This is a genomic window from Streptomyces sp. CNP082 (assembly GCF_059570535.1).
Genome location: NZ_JCANSZ010000038.1, coordinates 1 through 15449, shown reverse-complemented (window position 1 = coordinate 15449; position 15449 = coordinate 1). Strand labels below are relative to the sequence as shown.

Sequence of the window (15449 nt, the reverse complement as noted above, 5' to 3'; positions counted from 1 at the left end):
GGCCGGAAACACCTCTCGCACGGACGGGCGGACAATGCTGCGGCAACTGAACAGAGCCCTCGGCCGGTTCACCGGCCTCCAGATCCGACGCACGCCCGGCCCGCCCCGGAAGAAGTCCAGGTCCGCAGCCCCGGCCGTCCGCGCCGGCCGGCTGGCCGACTACCGTCCACCCGCGAACCCGCAGGTCGACCGGTTGATCCGGCAGCCGGTCTTCGTCATCACCCCGGTACGCTCCGGCGCCACCCTGCTGCGCATGCTCCTCGGCGGCCACTCCCGGCTGCACGCCCCGCACGAGCTGCACGTGCGCCGGCTGGAGGTCTCCGCCGGCACCGATCTGGCCGTCGAGGCGATGGGCGAGCTCGATCTGTACCGCACCGACCTGGAGCACCTGCTCTGGGACCGCGTGCTCCACCGCGAACTCGTCCGCTCCGGCAAGGACGTCCTGGTCGAGAAGACGCCGAACAACGCCTTCGCGTACCAGCGCATCGCCACCTGCTGGCCCGACGCCCGGTTCGTCTTCCTGCTGCGCCACCCCGCCTCCATCGCCCAGTCCTGGTACGAGGCCGACCCCTCCGGGCGCACCCCGGAGGAGGCCGCGCTCCAGACCCTGCACTACACGCGCGCCACCGAGCGCGCCCGCCGGGAACTCCCCGGTCACCTGGTGCGCTACGAGGACCTGACCACCGACCCCGAGAGCGTGCTGCGCGGCATCTGCGACTTCCTCCAGCTCGACTACGAGCCGGGGATGCTCGACTACGGCGCCCGCGAGGAGGGCGAGCTGCCGAAGGGGCTCGGCGACTGGAAGGAGAAGATCCGCAGCGGGCACGTCCAGCAGGGCCGCGCACTGCCCGAGCCCGCGGAGGTGCCCGAGGCGCTGCGCGAGATCAGCACCGCGTGGGGCTACCTGGACGACCCCGCCGCGGCAGCCGCGCCGGATGAGCCCAGCGCCGAGGTCACCGAGGTCTGGCCGCGCGACGGCCGCATCCGCATCGTCGGCCGCCTCCACGGAATCCCCGCGGCCCAGCATCCGGCCCAGCACCCGGCCCAGCCCTCGGCCCGGCACCCGGAGCCGGACCCCGCCCAGCACCCGGCGCCGGCCCCGGCCCCCGGCTGGCGCCTGGCCGTCACCCTGACCGGCTCGCCGGAGCACCGCCTGGACTACCCCGCGATTCTGCGCGGCGAGACCTTCGAGGCCAGCGTGCCCGTCGCCGACCTCGCGCCCTCCGGGATCGCGCTGCCGGCGAAGTGGGACCTCCACCTCACCGCGGGCGGTGACGCCCCGGACGTACGGCTCAGGGCCGCCCGGAGACTCGACGACATCGAGCAGAAGAAGAACGTCCTGGTCTACCCCGCGCAGTCCGTGCCGACCGACGCGGACACCATCCAGGTGAAGCCCTACTACACCGTCCGCGACAACCTCTCCATCGCCTGCCAGCTCCGCGACGACCTCTCCCGGACCGTCTCGTGAAGATCCGCTACCTGCTCCTGAACGCCTACGGCAAGGGCGGCACCATCCGCACGGTGTTCAACCAGGCCGGCTCCATGGCCGCCGCCGGCCACGACGTCGAGGTGGTCAGCGTGCTGCGCCGCCGCAAGGCGCCGGGGTTCCCGCTGGACCGCCGGGTGCGCGTGACCGCGATCGTCGACACCTACGGCGCACCGCCCGCCCCCGAACCGTCCGCGTGGACCGCCCGGTTCGCCGCGCGCCGCCGGGGCTCCCGGTACGTGCCGCACGGCGAGATCGCCCGCGAGCACTTCACCCGTGACGTGGAGACGCGGGTGATCCGCTGGATGGCCCGGCTGCGCGGCGGCGCGCTCGTCACCACCCGCCCCGCGCTCAACATCCTCGCCGCGCAGCACGCCGCGGCGGACGTCGTCCGGGTCGGCCAGGAGCACATGAACCTCGCCACCCACTCCCCCGACGTGCGCGCCGCGATCATCCGCCACTACCCGGGCTTCGACGCCGTCGCCGTGCTCACCGAGCGCGACCGCGACGAGTACGCGCGGCTGCTGCCCGGCACCCGCGTCGTGTGCATCCCCAACGCCGTCCACACCGGCGCCAAGCAGCAGTCGTCGTACGCGAACCGCATCATGGTCGCCGCCGGCAGACTGAAGAGCCAGAAGGGCTTCGACCTGCTCATCCCGGCGTTCGCGCAGGCCGTCGCCTCCCGCCCCGACTGGCAGTTGCGGATCTTCGGCAACGGCGACAAGGAGCCGCAGTTGCGCGAGCTGATCGAGCGGCACCACGTGTACAACCACGCCTACCTCATGGGCTTCACCCCGCGGCTCGACGACGAGCTGGCCAAGGCGTCGGTGTTCGTGCTGAGTTCCCGCTTCGAGGGCCTGCCGATGGTGATGATCGAGTCGATGACGCACGGGCTGCCGGTGGTCAGCTACGACTGCCCGACGGGCCCCGCGGACGTCCTGACCGACGGCCGGGAGGGGCTGCTCGTGCCGCCGAAGGACATCGACGCGCTCGCGGCGGCGATGGGCACGCTGATGGACGACGAGGGCATGCGCGTGGACATGGGCACGGCGGCGCTCGCCAAGTCGCGGACGTACGCGCCGGAGGCGGTGCATCCGCGGTGGGAGGAGCTGTTCGCGTCGCTGGCGGCGGAGCGGGCGGCGCCGCGGCGCAAGCTGGTGCGGACAGCGGCCTGAGGGTCCGTACGGCGAACGGCCCCCGGTCCGGCGTGCGGACCAGGGGCCGTCGTCTCGTGCGCGTCTCGTGCGCATCTCGTGCGCGTCTCGTGCGCGGGTCAGCGCCCGGTCGCGTACGTACGCGGGTCAGCGGCCGTTCGCGTACGGTACGGACCGCTCGCGGTCACCGCGCGCGGTAGGCGTCGAAGATCCGCATCTGGACGCTGTTGCCCTGTTTGTCCACGGCCTTCGCCTTGAACGACACGGTCTTGCCCGCGGCCGGGTTGACCACGGTCACCTTGCCGTCCTGCACGGGCCGTTCCTGCCAGGTGGCGCCCCCGTCGGTGGAGGCCCACACGGTCAGCGACTTCAGGTTGCCGCCCGCCGCCGCGCCCAGCACCTTGACCGGGACCTTCTTCGTCGCCCCCGCGTTGGAGCTGCTCTGCGCCGACAGCGTCGGCGAGTAGCGCACCACGGAGAACGGCAGCTTCTCCAGGCCGTCCGTCCTGGCGGAGGAGAAGGTCCAGGTGGCGGTGACCTTCGTGGACGTCCGCGCGACCGTGGCCGGGCGGGTGGAGGAGGTGGTGAGCTTGTAGTCGGCGCTGCCCGCCGGCACCGTGAACTGCGTGCCGATCGGGATGTCGGCCACCGACTCCAGCTTCTCGCCGTTGCGGTACAGCGTGGTGTCCGCGTTCTCGTACGCCGAGTAGCCGGTGTGCGCCGGGTCGTCGAGATAGACCGGCAGGAGGGCGTCGATCGTGTCCCCCTCGCGGTAGACGCCGATGTCCTCGGTGAGGATCGGGCCGACCACGGCGGCGTTGAAGGACTCCTCGTGCGTGCTGCCCGGGGCGTAGGTGCGCTCGGGCGCGTAGTAGGCGACGTCCTCCCACTCCTCGCCGAACTGGTAGTAGTCCAGGGCCCAGGAGATGCGGTCACCGCCGCGGACGAAGAGCGTGCCCGCGTACGGGATCTCCCGGTCCATGACCGAGGCGCCCGACGTGCCGCCGATCCACGGCGTCGCGGCCAGCGCGCCGCGCCGGTCGGCCGCGGAGGTGCCGAGCGTGACGTCGATCTCCGCGAACTCGCTCTGCGGGGTGGCCCGGTTGAGGCCGTTCCACATGGTGGTGCGGTTGGCCTGGCTGTAGACGGTGGCGTAGTCGGTGCGCGCCGCGGGGTTCGCGAACTGCACGTACACCTGCTGGAACAGCTCGCCGGGCGCCGTCTCGGGGCCGAGGTGCGCGGTGCGCACGTCGGCGTCGCCGGGCACGCCGGTGCCGATGCCCATGCCCGCGTCGGGCGTGGAGACCAGCAGCGAGAGGTCGACGGTGGTGCGCTCGGCGGCCTCGTCCGGGACGGTCACGTTGACCGGCTCGGCGGTCCTGGCGTCCAGGGTGACGGTGGTGTCCCCGGTGACGTCCAGGCGCGGCTGGGTGATCTGGTCGTACTCGGCCAGGTCCTCGCCTTCCTCGCCCCCGTACGCCGCCATGTCGCCGTAGAGCATGTAACGGCCCTTCGGCACGCGCACGGTGGCGGTGGAGCTGTCGACGACGGCGAAGACCTCCGCGGTGCTCTCCTCCATGCCGGCCAGCAGCGCGAAGCCGTTCGGGCTCGGCTGCCCGTCGCGGCCGAGGAAGTCGACGGCGACGTCGTACATCTCCCCCTCGCGCTCCACCCCGCCCGGGGTGACGACGCGCTGGCCGCCGCCGGTCGCGGTGACGTACACCGAGTACGCGCCGTCGGCGGACCCGAGGCGGGTGTCGGCGGTCACGGACACCTCGGCGGTGCCGCCGGCCGGGACGGTGACCTCGTCGGCGCCGAGGGTGAACATCCCCTCGGGCGCGGCGGCGCCGCCCGGCTGCACGGTGGCCGTCGACAGCGACAGCGTCACGTCCTGATCGCCCAGGTTCCGGTACGTGATCGGCTTCGTCACCGGCTCGTCGTCCTGGTGCGGCCACTCCTGCCGGCCGAAGCTCAGCGACGCCGGCTCGGTCACCACCGACTGACCCACCGCCTGGTCCGAGGCGATGAGCCCGGCGCCCTGGCCGAACGCGCCGCGCTTGGCGGCGGGCTTGGCGGAAGCGGACAGCGCGGCCTTGAGCTGCGCGCCGGTCCAGTCCGGGTGCTGCTGCGCCAGCAGCGCGGCGGCGCCCGCGACGTGCGGGGTCGCCATCGACGTACCGTCGATCGTCAGATAACCGGGGGGGTTCTGGCCGACCTCCTGCTCGATGACGCTGCCGGGCGCGGCAGCCGCGGTGATCGCCACGCCGGGGGCGGTGACGTCGGGCTTGACGGCGCTGTCGCCGAGCCGCGGGCCGCGCGAGGAGAAGCCCGCCAGGCCGCCGTTCGGGCCGACCGCGCCCACGGTGAGCGCGGCGTCGGCGGAGCCGGGCGAGGAGACGGTACGGGCGCCGGAGCCCTCGTTGCCGGCGGCGACCGCGAACAGCACGCCCTCCTCGGCGGAGATCCGGTTGACGGCCTCCTCCAGCGGGTCGGTCTCCGGGCTGTCGGCGCCGCCGAGGCTGAGGTTGACGATGTCGGCGTCCTGCTCGACGGCCCACTCGAAGCCGGCGAGGATGCCGGAGTCGTCGCCGTAGCCGTCGTCGTCGAGCACCTTGCCGGCGAGCAGCTTCGCACCGGGGGCGACACCGGTGAACGCGCCGTCTGCCCCCGGGGAGGCAGCGCCCGTACCGGCCGCGATGGAGGCGACGTGGGTGCCGTGGCCGTAGCGGTCCTCGGCGTCGCGCGCGGGCGTGAAGTTCTCGCTGGCGACGACCTGGCCCGCGAGGTCCGGGTGGGTCTCGTCGACGCCGGTGTCCAGGACGGCGATCTTCACGCCGTCGCCCCGGTAGCCGGCGTCCCAGGCGCCCGGTGCGCCGATCTGCGGCACGCTGACGTCCAGGCTGGCGCGGCGCACGCCGTCCAGCCAGACGCGCTTGACGCCGGACTCGGCGGCCAGCGCCTCGGCGCCGTCGCCGCCCGGCGCGCGGGTCAGCGCCTTCCAGGCCGCGGCGGCGTCGCCCTTGGCGGTGGTGGTGGCCTCGGCGTTGAGCCGCGGGAAGCGGTGCTCGACGTCGGTGCCGTCGGCGGCGTGCAGCCGGTTCCGCGCCTCGGGCTCCTTGCCGCGGTAGTCGACGATGAGCTTCAGGCCCGCGCGCTGCTGGCGTATGTACTCGGGGCGGGACTGGAGCGTGACGTCGAACAGCCGGCGGTCCAGCGTGCCGTCGGCGACGAGCGCGGTGGCGTCGCGCGGGACGACGTAGGTGTGGCCCTCCGTCGCGAAGGTGCTCACGGGTATCTCCGCGCGGCCCGGCCCGCGGTCGATCGCCGCGACCTTGCCGTCGGCGCCGACCCGTACCCGGTCACCGGTGATCAGCGTCACCCAGGTGCCGTCCTGCTGCGCGTACGCCGCCGGGCTGGTCCCCCCGTCCGCCGCCCCGTCCGCGCCGGCCGATCCGGCGGGCCCGGCTGATCCGGCCGCGGGCGCGGCCGTGAGGCCCGCGGTGAGCGCCGTCGCCGCGGCGGCTGCTAAGGCGGCGGTTCCCGCCCTCTTGATGTGTCTGCGCACTGAACCCCTCCCTGTGACTCGAGGGGCCAGGAGTCACTGGTGTCCCCGCCCCTCCTTCGCACAAATGATTCCGCCGAACGGCACGAAGTGGTTCCCTCCGGTTTGCGGGTTTTCCGGGCGGAGGGGCAGGGGCGCAGGTCAGGGGGTGCTGGGGGAAGTTGTTCAGGCCGCTGTTTTGTTCAGCTCTGTTCGGCGGCACATCTGGCGCTGCGCGCCGGTGTGTTGCGTACCGACGGGCTCACTGCTCCTCGCCCTCGCGGAACTCGGCCCAGATCGCCTTGCCGTCCCCCCGCGGCTCCACGCCCCAGGTGTCGCACAGCTCCTGCAGCAGCAGCACCCCGCGGCCGGAGGACGCCATCTCGCCCGGGTGCCGGCGGTGCGGAAGGTTGCCGTCAGCGTCGGCGATCGTCATGCGCAGCACGCGCTGCCCCGGCGGCCCCGTCAGGTCCGCCAGCACGTTGGCGGTGCTGTCCGTGTGCATCATGACGTTCGCGATCATCTCCGAGAGCGCCAGCTCCGCCGCGTCGATCTGGTCCGGCGCCGCCCAGTCGTGGAGCATGCCGCGCAACTGGTGCCGGGCGTCGGAGATGCGCTGCTGCTCGGACTGCGGCACGGCCATGTACATGTGCCGCTCCGACTCCGGGTGCGCCCGCCGCGCCGCCCCCTCGGTGCGCAGCAGGACGAACGCGATGTCGTCCTGGCTGCGCCCGGAGTGCGGCCCGCGGGTGGCGTACGCACCGGAGCCGGTGACCGTGTCCACGAGCGCGTCGGCCACCGTCTCCAGACCCGCGCCGAGCGTCCCCGCGAACGCGGCGGCGAGCCGGGCCTGCCCGCTGTACAGGTCGTGGCCGCCGGTCTCGACGAGGCCGTCGGTGCACAGGAGCATGGTCCCGTCCGGATCGATCTTGTGCTCGGACAGCGGGTACACCGCGTGGTCCTCGATGCCCAGCGGCAGGCCGCCCGCGCTGGGGTGGATGATCAGCGTCCCGTCCGGCAGCACCACCGCGGGGTCGAGGTGGCCGGCGCGGGCCACGGTCAGCGTGGCGGTCGCCGGGTCGGCCTGGACGTACAGGCAGGTGGCGAAGCGGGCGTCGGCGGGGTCGGCGGCCTGCCGCTCGTTGATCCGGTTGAGGAAGGCGGAGGCGCGGGCCAGCACGGCGTCCGGGCGGTGGCCCTCGGAAGCGTACGCGCGGATGGCGATACGGAGCTGGCTCATCAGCCCCGCGGCCCGTACGTCGTGCCCCTGCACGTCCCCGATGACCAGGGCCGTCTGCCCGGAGGGCAGCGCGAAGACGTCGAACCAGTCGCCGCCGATCCGCAGCCCGCCGCCGGAGGGGACGTACCGCGCCGCCACGTCGAAGCCGGGGACGCGCGCGACCGTCGGCATCATGCTGCGCTGGAGCCCCTCCGCCAGCTCCCGCTCCGACTCGTGCACGTGCGCGTCCGACAGCGCCTGCCCCAGCATCCGCGCCACCGTCGTCAGCACCGACCGCTCGTCCGGCGTGAACGGCACCAGGTCCTCGAACGCCGCCCCCCACGCCCCGACCGTCCGCCCCTCCGCCGCCAGCGGCAGAAACGCCCACGACTGGTGTCTTGAGGGCCTGGCGTACCCCCACGCCCCGGGGAAGCTGCGCGCGTACTCCTCGCGGCCGGAGAGGTACACGGCGCGGCCGGTGCGCGCCGCCTCCGAGGCGGGGAAGGCGACGTCCAGCCCGACGGAGAGGAACAGCTCGGCCTCCTCGGGGCGGTAGCCGTGGTGGCCGATGAGGACCAGGTCGTCGCCCTCGACCGCGAACACCGCCATCGCGTCCGGCGAGAAGCCGGGCATCGACAGGGACGCCGCCACCCGCAGCACCTGGCCGGTCGAGCGCGCCTCGGCGAGCGCACGGCCGGCGGAGAGCAGGAACGCCTCGCGCGACAGCCGCCAGTCGCTGGTCCCCCGCGGCCCCTCGCCGGGCCCCGCGGGCGCGTCGATGATCTCCTGGACGGTGCCGACGATGTGGGTCTGCTCCTCGGGCACCGACTCCAGCGCCCGCATCCGGCAGCGCACCACCCGGACGACGCCGCCCTGGGAGTCGATGACGCGCAGCCGGCCCTCCGCGAGGGTGCCCTCGGCGAGGGCGAGGTCGAGGATGCCCTTCAGCTCGATGAAGTCGGCGCCGTGCAGCCGGGCGCGCACCGCGGAGGCGTGGACGGTGACCTCGACGCGCGACAGCCCGAGCAGCCGGGCGGCCTGCGCATCCAGCACCACCCGGTCGGTGTGCGCCGCCCAGCGCCAGACGCCCGTACCCAGCCCGGATAGGACCTCTTCCGTCCGCATTGTCCACATTTTATGCTCTGACAAAGTAAGTGCGGCACTTTGCGGCCTTCCTCACACCCGGACGGGGCGCCGCGGCGGCAGACCGCGGGCCGGACCGGGCCGGACCCGCCGCCCGGCTGGTGGACGATCGGCGCAGCCACGTTCTCGACACCGCGCGAGCCGAACCGGGAGAATCCCCCTGTGACCAGCACCGATACCGAACGTGACCGGGTGGCGGCGTTCCGCCGCGCGCTCGGCCTCACGCACCTGATAGACATCCACACCCACTTCATGCCGCAGCGGGTGCTGGCGAAGGTGTGGGCGTACTTCGACGCCGCCGGCCCGCTGGTCGGCCGCCGGTGGCCGGTCGCGTACCGGCAGGAGGAGGCCGAGCGGGTGGCGCTGCTGCGCGGCTTCGGGGTGCGCGCCTTCACCTCGATGCTCTACCCGCACAAGCCGGGCATGGCCCGGTGGCTCAACGACTGGTCCGCCGACTTCGCCGCCCGCACCCCGGACTGCCTGCACACGGCGACGTTCTTCGCCGAGCCGAGCGCGGCCGACGACGTACGGCGCGCGATGGCGCAGGGGGCGCGGGTGTTCAAGTGCCACCTGCAGGTCGGCGCGTACGACCCGAACGACCCCGTGCTCGACGAGACCTGGTCCCTCCTCGCGGACACCGCCCTCCCGGTCGTCACCCACTGCGGCTCCGGCCCGGTCCCCGGCCCCCACACCGGCCCGGCCCCGATCGCCGCCCTGCTGAAGCGGCACCCGCGGCTGCGGCTGATCGTGGCGCACCTGGGAATGCCGGAGTACGAGGACTTCCTGACCCTGGCGGAGCGCCACGAGGACGTCATGCTCGACACGACGATGGCGTTCACCCCCTTCACCGAATCCGCAGCCCCGTTCCCACCCCACGCCCGCCCCCGCCTGGCCGCCCTCCGGGACCGCATCCTCCTGGGCACGGACTTCCCGAACATCCCGTACCCGTACGCGGACGCCCTGGACGCGCTGACGACGCAGGACCTCGGCGAGGACTGGCTCCGCGCGGTCTGCCACGACAACGCGGCCCGCCTCTTCGGGCTGTAGCTTCGTTTAGGGGACGCGGCGGGGGTTCTGCTACGCTGATCCAGCGACGTCACGGCCCGTAGCCGACGACGGAGAATCCCGGTAGGGATCACGCAACACTCTGTGCGAGACTAGGGCTCGCGCAAGCCTGGTCCTGTGGAGCAGTTTGGAGTGCTCGCCACCCTGTCAAGGTGGAGGCCGCGGGTTCAAATCCCGTCAGGACCGCCACCCTCAGGCACGCCTGAGGGCCACCCGACTGGGGACCCCGGTCCCCAGCCATCGGGCTGGGTAGCTCAGTTGGTACGAGCGTCCGCCTGAAAAGCGGAAGGTCGCCGGTTCGACCCCGGCCCCAGCCACCTGGTGTGAGCAGCAAAAATGCCCCCTCCAAGATCGCGGAGGGGGCATTCTCGTGCCCGCTTACGCCAACCGGTACGCCAACTCCGGAGGGCCCGTCGCTTCTCGTCCAGAACGGTCAGGCGCCGGCGGTCAGGAGGCGGTAGCCGGCGTCGATGCTGTCCCGGGTGAGGAGGTCGGCGTGGCGGCGCTGCCAGCGGCCCGTCGACAGGTCGGTGGCGAGCGCGGCGAGGCCGGGGGCGGTAGCCGGCCATGCTCTAGTGCTCCCCCGCCGGCTCCGGGAACAGGCGCATCCGGTGGGCGATCGCCGCCGCCTCTCCGCGGCTGGCGGCGCCGAGCTTGGCCATCATGTTCGAGACGTGGACACTCGCCGTCTTCGGGGAGATGAACAGTTCCTCGGCGATCTGCCGGTTGCTGCGTCCCGCCGCGACCAGCCGCAGCACGTCGTGCTCCCGGGCGGTCAGGCCGAATCCGGCCAGCGGGTCGTGCGCCGCGGGGGCGCCGTCGGCGCCGGTGGACAGGGCGATACGGGCCCGGCCGGCGAGGAGTTCGGCGTCCTCCTGCAGCGGTCTCGCGCCGAGGCGTACGGCCTCCGCGTGCGCCTGCGCCAGCAGCTCCGCCGCCTGCTCGCGCGCATCGTCCCCGCTGCCGGCGAGCAGCGCCTCCGCCCACTGGCACCGGATACGCGCCAGGGCGTGCGGGCAGCCGTACGGTTCGACGGCGCCGGCCGCCCGGGCCCACAGGGCGGGGTCGTCCTGCTGCCGGGCGCGGGCGAGTTCGGCGGCCAGCCACGGCGGGAGCGCCGGCCAGGTCGGAGCCAGCCCCGCCGCCGCCTCGGCCAGCCGGTCGGCCACGTCCCGGCGCTCCGCGGCGTCGAGCCGGGGCAGGCCCGCGGTGTCCCCCACCAGCCGGGCGCCGGAGATCAGAAGCTGCGTGACATACCAGTCCTGACCGGGCAGCGGCAGGGACGCCAGCGTGGTCCGCAGCACCGCGAACGCCTCGGCGTACCGGCCCTGACCGGCGGCGGTGTCCAGCTCCACCACCGCCAGTGGCAGCTCGAACTGCGGCTCGCCCAGCCGGCTCACCTGCTGCCGGGCGTCGGCCAGCAGTGCGGGAACCGTGTCGTACGCGCCGCGGGCGGCGGCGGTGCGCGCGGCGACCAGGTGCAGGGACGCGTAGCCCCGGGAGGTCGCGCTGTCGCGCCACTGTTCGACCAGCGTCCCCGCCCGGTCCCACTCGCCCAGGTGGAACAGGGACTCCGCCACGTTCGCGGCGGTGAAGGAGGCGGCGCCGTAGAGCCGCCGGCGGCTCAGCTCCTCGACTCCCGCCAGGCCGGCCTCGACGGCCTCGGCCGCCCGGCCGAGTTTGTGCAGCGCGTCGGTCAGGTTGATGTTCACCCGGCCGAGCAGCCGGGGCGCGTCGGCGCGGGTGGCGGCCTCGCGCAGCTCGTACAGCTCGGCGATGGCCGTCTCGGTGTCGCCCAGCTGCGCGCGTACGTGCGCCAGGGTGGCGCGCGCGTTGAGTTCCAGGTCGGTGGCCCCGGTGGCCCGGGCCAGCTCGACGGCGCGGGCGGCGAGCGCCACGGTGTTCTCGTCGGCGTCGTGCAGCCGTTGCCGGGAGGCGAGGTAGTGCAGGACGTCCGCGTGGGTGGGCGACGGCGGCGTGTCGCGTACGAGGTCGTGGGCGCGGGCCAGCTCGGCGGCGCCGTCGCCGCGGTCCGAGAAGGCGGTCAGCCGCGAGCACTCCATCCAGAACCAGGCGGCCCGCAGCGGGTCCTCACGCTCATCCAGCAGCCGCTCCGCCTGCCGGACGAAGGCGAGTCCGCGCTCTCCGGCCCAGCCCAGGAGGGCCGCGCGCGCGGCCTCCGCGAGGAGGTCGACCAGGTGCAGGCCCGGCTCTGCGCGCACCGGGTACGACTCCAGCGAGCCCCGCCACACGAGGCCGCGCCGCTGCTCCTCCGGCACCCGGTCCCAGAGTTCGATCACCTGCTCCAGCAGGTCCAGTTGGGCGTCGTAGACGTGCCGCCCGCGCGTCTCCGCGAGCGCGTCGAGCAGCGCGGGCAGCGCCCGGGCCGGCTCGCGCGCGTGGTACCAGTAGCGGGCGAGACGCACGGCCCGCTCCTCGCTGCCGACGAGCGTGGCGTCGGCCGTGAGCGACTCCGCGTAGCGGCGGCCGAGCCGCCGGCGGTCGCCCGGCAGCAGATCGTCGAGCACGGCCTCGCGCAGGAGCGCGTGGCGGAAGCCGTAGCCGTCGGCACCCGGGGAACCTCCCGGGGAGCGGGCCGGCATGAGGATGCGGGCGCCGACCGCCTCCCGCAGCCCGGCCAGCAGCTCGTCCTCGTCGAGGCCGGCGACGGCGGCCAGCAGCTCGTGCTCGACGACGGCGTCGAGGGCGGCCGTACGCACCACCTCCCGCGCGGCCTGCGGCAGCGACTCCACCCGGACCAGCAGCAGGTCCCGCAGCGAATCGCTCATCCCGTGGCCGGCCGCCGCGCTGAGGCTCAGCTCCTCGACGAAGAAGGGGTTGCCCTCGGAGCGCCGGTAGACCTCCTGCGCGGCGGCGGGCGTGGGCGCGGGCGCCGCGTCGCCGTGGATGCCGACGAGCTGGGCGAGCACTTCGTCCCGGGCGAGCGGGGCGAGGTCGACGTGCTGTACGGCGCCACGGAGCCGGTCCAGTTCGCCGAGGAAGGCCCGGAGCGGGTGCCTCCGGTGCACCGCGTCGGAGCGGAACGTCGCCAGCACCAGCAGCCGGGCGGGCAGCATGGCCCGTACGAGATAGCCGAGCAGATCGCGCGTGGACCGGTCCGCCCAGTGCAGATCCTCCAGCACTACGACGACGGTGCGGTCGGCGGCCAGCCGCTCCAGCAGCCGGGCCGTCGTCTCGAACAGGCGGGTACGGCCCTCGGGCGCGATCTCGCCGAGCTCGGGCAGCAGCCGGGCCAGGTCGCCCTCCATGCCCGCGGCGTGCGCCGCCAGCGCGGGGCCGAACTCGCGGTGCAGCGCACGCAGTACGGCGACGAAGGGAGCGAATGGCAGCCCGGCCGCGCCCTGGTCCAGGCAGGCGCCCACGGCGACGACGGCGCCGCACTGCCGCGCCTCCCGCTGGAACTCCTGCACCAGACGGGTCTTGCCGATCCCGGCCTCACCGCCAACGAGGCGCACCTGCGACTCGCCCGCATCGGCCTGCCGTAGGGCCGACCGCAGCGCGTTGAGCTGCTCTTTCCGACCGACGAACACGGGACTGACGAACCGGTTCTTCACCCGACCGAGGATCGCACACGCACCGCCCTGCGTCCCCCCGCGTACTCCTTCTAAGGCGATAACCGGGGAACTCTCCCGATGCCGGGCCGCCCTGTCCCCGACAGGCTGGGAAGCCGACAACCGGCCACTGCCCTGGGAGCAGACCATGTCCGCAACAACAGAAGCCAACCCGCGGCGTTGGCTTGCGCTGGCCTTCATCGGGCTGGCGCAGCTCATGATTGTTCTTGATGTCACGATCGTGAACATCGCGCTGCCGTCCGCCCAGACGGACCTGGAGATCTCCGACGGGGACCGGCAGTGGGTGATCACCGCGTACACGCTGGCCTTCGGCGGCCTGCTGCTCCTCGGCGGGCGAATCGCCGACTACACCGGGCGGCGCCGGGCGTTTGTGACGGGGCTCCTCGGTTTCGCCGCCGCTTCTGCGCTCGGGGGCGCGGCGACCGGCTTCGGCATGCTGCTGGGGGCGCGGGCCGCACAGGGGGCGTTCGCCGCACTGCTCGCGCCGGCGGCGCTGTCGCTCCTGACGACGAGCTTCACCGATCAGCGTGAACGCGCCCACGCGTTCGGCATCTTCGGCGCGATCGCCGCGGGCGGCGGCGCGATCGGCCTGGTCACGGGCGGGGTGCTGACCGAGTACCTGGACTGGCGCTGGTGCCTGTACGTGAACGTGCCCATCGCGGTGCTGGCGGCGGCCGGCTGGTGGGTGCTGCCCGCCGACAGCCGGGCGCAGGCGCGGCAGCGGATCGACGTGCCCGGCGCGCTGCTCGCGGTGACCGGTCTGGTCGCGGTCGTCTACGGGTGCAGTGAGGCGGAGTCCGAGGGCTGGGGCTCGGCGCTGGTGCTCGGCCTGCTCTTCCTGGGGGTGGTGCTGCTCACCGGGTTCGTGCTGTACGAGCGGAACGCCGCCGCGCCGCTGCTGCCGCTGCGTGTGGTGCTCAGCCGGGCCCGGGGGAGCGCGTTTTTGGGCATCGCGGTGGCCACGGTCGGGATGTTCGCCATGTTCCTGTTCCTCACGTACTACATGCAGATCGTCATGGGCTACTCGGCGCTGAAGACCGGGGTGGCGTTCCTGCCGATGACCGCGGGGGTGCTGTTCGGCGCCGGCGGGCTGGCCAGCAGGCTGCTGCCGATCGTCGCGCCGCGGGCGCTGCTGGTGCCCGGCCTGCTGCTCGCCGCGGCCGGCACCGGCTGGCTGGCCACGCTCGAGGTCGACACCTCCTACGCCGCCGGGGTGCTGCCGGCGCAACTGCTCGTCGGCGTCGGGATGGGCCTGGTGATGGCCCCGGCCATCAACTACGCCACCCACGGCGTCCGCGAGGAGGAGGCCGGCATCGCCTCGGCCACGGTCAACACCTCGCAGCAGATCGGCGGCTCCATCGGCACCGCGCTGCTCAACACCGTCGCCACCAGCGCCACCACCGACTACATCGCCGACCGGGTGCCGGACCCCGGCGCGATCGAGGAGCGCCGGGCCGCGGGCGGGCCGGTGCCGGAGTTCGTCAAGGCGGGCCTGGTCGAGGGCTTCGCCTCGGCGTACGCGGTGGTGTCCGTCGTCCTGCTCGTGGCGGCGGCGGCGGTCGCGGCGCTGATGAACACCCCCCGCCCCGACCGCACCAAGCCGCACACCGCCACCACCGGACCCGTCCGGTCCGACCTGGTCCACCTCGCCTGACACCCGCCCCCGGCGGAGCGGGCCGGTGCCGCCGCGCTACGGCCGCGTCGCCCCCTCCACCGGGACCGGGTCCCGCCCGCCCGGGTGCCCGCGGCGCCAGGTCCAGAAGACCGCCGTGGCGGCGACCGCCCACCCCGTCAGCACCAGGTACGGGAACGGGTGCTGGTGCCCCGCGAAGTACACCGCCGTGTGCTGGGCGTTGGCCGACGCGCCCGGCGGCAGCCAGCGGCGACCGGCGGGTTGTGCGGCGTCGGGTTCGCCGATCGCCGCGGTGTACGAACCGGCGAAGAGCCCCGCGGAGGCGGCCAGCAGCAGCACCAGCACCACCGGTGTCAGGAACGGCCCGGAGCGGAACGCGCGGATCCGCTCCGGTATGGGCCGCGGGGCCGGGCGCCGGCGCGGGACACGGCGGCGGAGCCGGGGGCGCGGGCGGACGTGCACCGGCAGCACCCGCGCCCGGGAGGGGGAGCGGGAGGGGGAGCGGGAGGGAGAGCCGGCGCGGGAACGCGAGCCCGCACGCCCCCGGCGCCCGGCGGCACCACCCTCGCGCCGCCCCTCGCTCTCCGCCACAAATGACGAGCTTGGTGTGATTTA

At 74.1% G+C, this 15449-nt stretch carries 7 protein-coding genes, 2 tRNA genes and 1 pseudogene; 6 read left to right on the top strand and 4 right to left on the bottom strand.

The window, feature by feature from the left end:
* Positions 1-34 precede the first annotated feature (34 nt).
* Together B124_RS25755 and B124_RS25750 are read left to right on the top strand one after the other, a co-directional pair.
* Positions 35-1468, top strand: a complete 1434-nt coding sequence (locus tag B124_RS25755; RefSeq protein WP_496505340.1) for a sulfotransferase family protein — start codon at positions 35-37, stop codon at positions 1466-1468.
* Complete coding sequence (locus tag B124_RS25750) at positions 1465-2661, top strand: glycosyltransferase family 4 protein (RefSeq protein ID WP_496505339.1); 1197 nt, start codon at positions 1465-1467, stop codon at positions 2659-2661. Before B124_RS25755 ends, B124_RS25750 begins: the two co-directional genes overlap by 4 nt.
* Before the next feature lie 163 nt (positions 2662-2824).
* Here the strand turns inward: B124_RS25750 and B124_RS25745 are convergent, their stop codons facing one another.
* Together B124_RS25745 and B124_RS25740 are read right to left on the bottom strand one after the other, a co-directional pair.
* Positions 2825-6205: a S8 family peptidase gene (locus B124_RS25745; protein ID WP_496505338.1), complete on the bottom strand. Its 3381-nt coding sequence runs from the start codon at positions 6203-6205 to the stop codon at positions 2825-2827.
* Between the two features lie 238 nt (positions 6206-6443).
* Positions 6444-8525: an ATP-binding SpoIIE family protein phosphatase gene (locus B124_RS25740; protein WP_496505337.1), complete on the bottom strand. Its 2082-nt coding sequence runs from the start codon at positions 8523-8525 to the stop codon at positions 6444-6446.
* A 180-nt stretch (positions 8526-8705) separates the two neighbouring features.
* On the opposite strand from B124_RS25740, the gene B124_RS25735 reads away from it, so the two are divergent.
* The 3 genes from B124_RS25735 (at position 8706) to B124_RS25725 (ending at position 9925) form a co-directional block, all read left to right on the top strand.
* Complete coding sequence (locus B124_RS25735) at positions 8706-9590, top strand: amidohydrolase family protein (RefSeq protein ID WP_496505336.1); 885 nt, start codon at positions 8706-8708, stop codon at positions 9588-9590.
* Between the two features lie 129 nt (positions 9591-9719).
* Positions 9720-9797, top strand: a tRNA-Asp gene (locus B124_RS25730).
* A gap of 54 nt (positions 9798-9851) precedes the next feature.
* Positions 9852-9925, top strand: a tRNA-Phe gene (locus tag B124_RS25725).
* A 255-nt stretch (positions 9926-10180) separates the two neighbouring features.
* Here the strand turns inward: B124_RS25725 and B124_RS25720 are convergent.
* Positions 10181-13183, bottom strand: coding sequence for a helix-turn-helix transcriptional regulator (locus B124_RS25720; RefSeq protein ID WP_496505335.1), 3003 nt, complete (start codon positions 13181-13183; stop codon positions 10181-10183).
* A 145-nt stretch (positions 13184-13328) separates the two neighbouring features.
* On the opposite strand from B124_RS25720, the gene B124_RS25715 reads away from it, so the two are divergent.
* On the top strand, positions 13329-14855 hold the full coding sequence (locus B124_RS25715) for an MFS transporter (protein ID WP_496505334.1): 1527 nt from the start codon (positions 13329-13331) through the stop codon (positions 14853-14855).
* A gap of 36 nt (positions 14856-14891) precedes the next feature.
* Here the strand turns inward: B124_RS25715 and B124_RS25710 are convergent.
* A pseudogene (locus B124_RS25710) lies at positions 14892-15083 on the bottom strand (ABC transporter permease); the annotation flags it as partial.
* Between the last annotated feature and the right edge of the window lie 366 nt (positions 15084-15449).

Bases quoted from the DNA above. Each gene is read 5' to 3' on its own strand.
- B124_RS25755 (WP_496505340.1), top strand. From the start codon at position 35: ATGCTGCGGCAACTGAACAGAGCCCTCGGCCGGTTCACCGGCCTCCAG.
- B124_RS25740 (WP_496505337.1), bottom strand. From the start codon at position 8,525: ATGCGGACGGAAGAGGTCCTATCCGGGCTGGGTACGGGCGTCTGGCGC.
- B124_RS25715 (WP_496505334.1), top strand. From the start codon at position 13,329: ATGTCCGCAACAACAGAAGCCAACCCGCGGCGTTGGCTTGCGCTGGCC.